The 4,877-nt window shown below is 72.2% G+C and carries 1 protein-coding gene; it reads left to right on the top strand.

Going from position 1 to position 4,877, the window contains the following annotated elements:
- Nucleotides 1-4,877 (top strand): SDR family NAD(P)-dependent oxidoreductase (locus ACZ7LB_RS31865; RefSeq protein WP_471473165.1); only part of this gene is annotated, 4,877 nt, incomplete at both ends.

The following is a 4,877-nucleotide window of genomic DNA, read 5'->3' on the forward strand; positions in this document are numbered from 1 at the left end:
GTGGTGTGCGGTTGCCGTCGACGTTGGTGTTCGATCATCCGACGTCGGCCGCGGTGGCGCGGTTGTTGTTGTCGGAGGTGGGTGCGGCGGGTGCGCTGGCCGCTCCGGCGCGGGTGAGGCGGAGGCGTCCGAGGGCGGACGAGCCGCTGGCGATCGTGGGCATGGCCTGCCGTTATCCGGGTGGGGTGTCCTCGCCGGAGGAGTTGTGGCGGCTGGTCGCGGAGGGCCGGGACGGGATCTCGGGCCTGCCCACCGACCGCGGCTGGGATCTGGAACGCCTGTACCACCCCGACCCCGAACAGCCCGGAAGGATCTACGCCGAAGCCGGTGGCTTCCTCACCGACGCCGGCGACTTCGACGCGGGCTTCTTCGGGATCAGCCCGCGTGAGGCCCTGGGCATGGACCCCCAGCAGCGCCTGCTGCTCGAAGCGTCCTGGGAGGCCCTGGAGGACGCCGGGATCGACCCGGCGGCCCTGCGCGGCACGGACACCGGCGTCTTCTGCGGCGTCGTCTCCACCGACTACGGCCTCTCCACCCCGCCGGAGCTGGAGGGCTTCCGGCTGACCGGTACCACCACGAGCGTGGTCTCCGGACGCATCGCCTACACACTGGGGCTGGAGGGCCCGGCGGTGTCCGTGGACACGGCCTGCTCCTCCTCCCTGGTGGCGATGCACCTGGCCTCGCAGGCCCTGCGCTCCGGCGAGTGCTCCATGGCCCTCGTCGGCGGCGTCACCGTGCTCTCGGGTCCCTTCCTGCTCCAGGAGTTCAGTCGCCAGCGGGGTCTGGCCCCCGACGGTCGCTGCAAGTCGTACGCGGCGGGTGCGGACGGCACCGGCTTCTCCGACGGTGTGGGCCTGGTGGTGCTGGAGCGGCTGTCGGACGCGCGGCGCAACGGTCACCGTGTGCTCGGTGTGGTGCGGGGCAGCGCGGTCAACCAGGACGGTGCGAGCAACGGTCTGACGGCGCCGAACGGCCCGTCGCAGGAGCGGGTGATCCGGCAGGCGCTGGAGAACGCCGGCCTGTCGGCGGCCGATGTGGACGCCGTCGAGGGCCATGGCACCGGTACGCGGCTGGGTGACCCGATCGAGGCACAGGCGCTGCTGGCGACGTACGGGCAGGAGCGGGTGAACGGCCCGCTGCGGCTGGGCTCCATCAAGTCCAACATCGGTCACACCTCCGCCGCGGCCGGTGTCGCGGGCGTGATCAAGATGGTCATGGCGATGCGCAACGGCGTGCTGCCGCAGACGCTCAACGTCGACGAGCCGTCCCCGTACATCGACTGGACCTCCGGTGAGGTCGAACTGCTGACCGAGGCCGTGGAGTGGACGGCCTCCGACGACCGCCCTCGCCGCGCGGGTGTGTCCTCGTTCGGCGTCAGCGGCACCAATGCCCACGTGATCATCGAGGGCGCACCGGACGAGCCGGTGGCGGAGGTCGTTGCGGGGGAGCCCCCTGCGGTGGTGCCGGTGGTGGTGTCGGGCAGGAGTGCGGCGGCTGTGGTGGGTCAGGCGGAGCGGTTGAGGTCGCTCCTGCTGTCCCGGCCCGAACTGACCGTGGCCGACGTGGCGTTCTCGGGCGTGACCTCGCGGGCGCAGTTCGAGCGTCGGGCGGCGGTGGTGGCGTCCGACCGCGACGAACTGGTCGCGGGGCTGGCGAGGGTTCTCGACGGTTCGGTTTCCGTGCGGGCGGTTGTCGGTGGGAAGACGGGTTTCCTGTTCACGGGGCAGGGTGCGCAGCGTGCGGGGATGGGTGCCGGTCTTGCGGTGGCCTATCCGGTGTTCGCGGCGGCGTTGGACGAGGTGTGCGGTGAACTGGACGCCCATCTGGGTCGTTCGTTGAGGGAGTTGTTGTTCGCGGCGGAGGGTTCGGCGGAGGCTGCTCTGCTGGATCGGACGGAGTTCACTCAGGCCGCGTTGTTCGCGGTCGAGGTGGCGTTGTTCCGTCTGCTGGAGTCGCTGGGTGTGACGCCGGATGTGGTGGTGGGTCACTCGGTGGGTGAGCTTGCCTGTGCTCATGTGGCGGGTGTGCTGTCGCTGGGGGATGCGGCGGAGTTGGTGGCGGCTCGTGGCCGGTTGATGGGTGCGCTGCCGGAGGGTGGCGGCATGGTGGCCGTCCGGGCGACCGAGGCCGAGGTTCTCGCCTCCCTGGAGGGCTTCGAGGGCCGTCTGTCCGTCGCGGCGGTCAACGGCCCCCGGGCTGTTGTGGTTTCGGGTGAGCTGGCGGCGTTGGACGAGTGGCTGCCGGTGTGGGCGGACCGCAAGACGACGCGTCTGCGGGTGAGTCATGCGTTCCATTCGCCGTTGATGGAGCCGATGCTCGACGAGTTCCGGGCCGTGGCCGAGGGGCTGGCCTTCGAGCAGCCTCGGATCGCGGTGGTGTCCAACCTGACCGGTGGCCTGGTCTCCGAGGAGCTGACCGATCCCGCGTACTGGGTCAACCACGTGCGGGAAGCGGTCCGTTTCGCGGACGGCATCACCACCCTCGCCGCTGAGGGCGTGACCCGGTTTGTCGAGGTGGGCCCGGATGCCGTGCTGACGGCGATGGCCCGGCAGATCCTCGACGAGGACCAGGCGGTCTTCGTCCCGACGCTGCGAGCGCGTACTTCGGAGGTGGAGGCGTTCGCCTCGTTCCTGGGTCAGGCGCACACGGCCGGTGTCCCGGTCGACTGGGCTGCGTTCTACGCCGGTACCGGTGTCCGGCGCGTCGACCTGCCGACCTACGCCTTCCAGCGCGAGCGCTACTGGCTGGAGCCGACCGTCTCCGGTGACCCGGCGGCCGCCGGGCTGGGGAGGATCGAGCACCCGGTGCTGGTGGCCGGGGTGCGGGTCGGGGACCGGGACGAGTGGCTGTTCACCGGCCGGATCTCGACCACGGCCCAGCCCTGGACCCAGGACCACGGTGTCCTCGGCCGGATCGTGGTGCCCGGCACCGCGCTGGTCGAGATCGTCGGCGCGGCCGGCCGCGAGGTCGGCAGTGCCCTGCTCGACGAGCTGGTGCTCGAAGCCCCGCTGATCCTGGACGCCGACGACGATCTGCGCGTACAGGTGACGGTCGGGGAGGCGGACGAGGACGGCCGCCGCGCGGTCGCGATCTACTCGCAGCCCGAGGACGGGCAGCGGGACGGAACCTGCCACGCGCGGGGGCTGCTGGCACAGGACGACGCCCCGGCCGACGCCTCCTGGGCGCCCGCCGAATGGCCGCCCGCGGACGCCGAACCCCTCGACGTGGACGACTTCTACACCCGTCTGGCCGACATCGGCTTCGACTACGGCCCCGTCTTCCAGGGCATGCGGTCCGCCTGGCGGGACGGCGGCGAGGTGTTCGCGGAGGTCGCGCTGCCGGACGAGGACGCGGACGGAGCCAAGGGCTTCGGTATCCACCCGGCGCTCTTCGACGCCTCCCTGCACGGCGGGCTCGACTGGCTCGACCTGGGTGACGGCTCGGCCAGGCTGCCGTTCTCCTGGTCCGGGGTGCGCTTCGGACAGGGCGGCCGGGCCCGGGTGCGGGTCCGGATCGGTTCGGCGGGTGACTCCGCGCTGCGCGTGGACATCGCCGACGAGCAGGGCGAGCCCGTCGCGCACGTCGCCCGGCTGGCGTTCCGCACGGTCGACCGGTCCCAGCTCAAGACGGCCGGCGAGGACCGTTCCGAGGCGCTCTACCGCCTCGACTGGACCGAGGTCGTGCCCGCCGCCGACGCGGCCGGGACGCCCCGGGTCGCGCTGCTCGACGACATCCTGGGACAGGAGCAGACCGAGAGTACGCGGGTGCCCGAGCTGGTCGTCGCGGTGATCGCGGACGTGGACGCGGGCGACGTGGTCTCCTCGGCGCACGAAGTCACCGCGCGCACGCTGCGGTTGCTCCAGGAGTGGCTCGCGGACGAGCGGTTCGCCGGTTCCCGGCTCGCCGTGGTCACGCACGACGCCGTCGCGATCGGCGGGCGGGCCCCGGAGCTGGGCCGGTCCCCGGTGTGGGGCCTGGTCCGCAGTGCCCAGTCCGAGCACCCGGGCCGGTTCCTCCTGGTCGACACGACCGGTGGGGAACTGCCCGACTGGGGCCGTGTCCTCGCGACCGACGAGCCCCAACTCGCCCTGCGGGACGGACGGCTGTACGCCCCGAGGCTGGCGAGGGCTCCGCGCCCGGTGGCCGGGGGGATCGAACTCGGCCCCGAGGGCACGGTGCTGATCACCGGTGGCACGGGTGGTCTGGGTGCCGCGTTCGCGGAGCACTTCGTGCGGGAGTACGGTGCCCGGAACCTGCTGCTGCTCAGCCGTCGTGGTGCCGCCGGTGACGGTGTGGCCGCGTTGGTGGCGGGGCTGGAGGAACTGGGTGCGCGGGTGCGGGTGGAGGCGTGCGACGTCGCCGACCGTGCGCAGCTCGCCGCCGTGATCGCCTCCGTGGAGGGCCCGTTGACGGCGGTCGTGCACGCGGCCGGTGTGCTGGACGACGGTGTCATCGAGTCGTTGACCCCGGAGCAGCTGGAGCGGGTGATGCGGCCCAAGCTGGACGCGGCCCTGCATCTGCACGAGCTGACCGCCGACAGCGAGCTCTCCGCCTTCGTCCTCTTCTCCTCCGTCGCTTCCTTGATCGGCAGCCCCGGTCAGGCGAACTACGCCGCCGCCAACTCCTTCCTGGACGCCCTGGCCGCCTCGCGTCGGGCCACGGGTCTGCCCGCGACGGCCCTGGCGTGGGGCCTGTGGGCGACGTCCGGCGGCATGGCCGGTGAACTCGGCGAGGCCGAGATCGCCCGTCTCGAGCGCATGGGCACTGCGGCCCTGTCCACCAATCTCGGTCTGGGGTTGTTCGACCGGGCGTTGGGTGTGGGTGAGGCGTTGGTGGCGCCGGTGTTGCTGGATGTGGGTGTGTTGCGGGTGCAGGCG

It is taken from the genome of Streptomyces sp. NPDC107521, assembly GCF_055598485.1.